The sequence below is a fragment of the Mesorhizobium sp. M2A.F.Ca.ET.039.01.1.1 genome, from assembly GCF_003998035.1.
In the GTDB taxonomy this organism is placed as follows: Bacteria; Pseudomonadota; Alphaproteobacteria; order Rhizobiales; family Rhizobiaceae; genus Mesorhizobium.
In genome coordinates, this window is record NZ_RZRY01001324.1 from 1 (window position 1) to 896 (window position 896).

At 69.5% G+C, this 896-nt stretch carries 1 protein-coding gene; it reads right to left on the reverse strand.

Annotated elements, in window-relative coordinates; translation table 11 throughout:
- Positions 1–896 (reverse strand): aldehyde dehydrogenase family protein (locus EOA24_RS39610; protein WP_127410911.1); only part of this gene is annotated, 896 nt, incomplete at both ends.

The following is an 896-nucleotide window of genomic DNA, read 5'->3' on the forward strand; positions in this document are numbered from 1 at the left end:
GCCCAGGGATTGCCGACGTTGAGCGCTTCCATCGCGCCCTTCAGCATCTCCAGCATCTTTTTCTCGACGTCCTTCTGGACGTAGAGCACGCGCAGCGCCGAGCAGCGCTGGCCGGCGCTCTGGAAGGCCGACGCGAGGATGTCGCGCACCGCCTGCTCCGGCAGCGCGGTGGAATCGACGATCATCGCATTCAAGCCGCCGGTCTCGGCGATCAGCATGGCATCGGGCGCCGCGGTCTCGGCCAGTTGCTTCTCGATCAGCTTGGCGACCTCGGTCGAGCCGGTGAAGCAGACGCCGGCGATACGCGGGTCGGCCGTCAGCGGCGCGCCGACCGAGGGGCCGTCGCCGGGCAGAAGCTGGATGATGTCTTCCGGCACGCCCGCCTCGCGCAGCATCTCGACGGCGCGGAAGGCAATGAGCGGCGTCTGCTCCGCCGGCTTGGCGATGACCGAATTGCCGGTGACCAAAGCCGCCGCGATCTGGCCGGTGAAGATCGCCAGCGGGAAATTCCACGGCGAGATGCAGACGATCGCGCCGCGCGCTTCGGTGCCTGCCTCGGCATTCACCGCCTCGGCCGCGTAATAGCGCAGGAAGTCGACCGCTTCCCGCACCTCGGCGACACCGTCGGCCAGCGACTTGCCGGCTTCGCGGGTGGCGAGAGCGAAGAACTCGGCGGCGTTGGCCTCGTAGAGGTCGGCGGCGCGATTGAGGATCGCCGCGCGCTCGGCAACCGGGCGCTTCCCCCAGGTGGGCTGCGCGTCGACGGCGATGCGCACGGCGGTCGCCACCTGCTTGGCCGCAGCTTCATGCACCGTGCCGACCACCTCGTCCGGCTTGGCCGGATTGACGATCTGGCGCTGCTTGCCGTAGCCGGCGGCGCGCGTGATCGGCTTGGC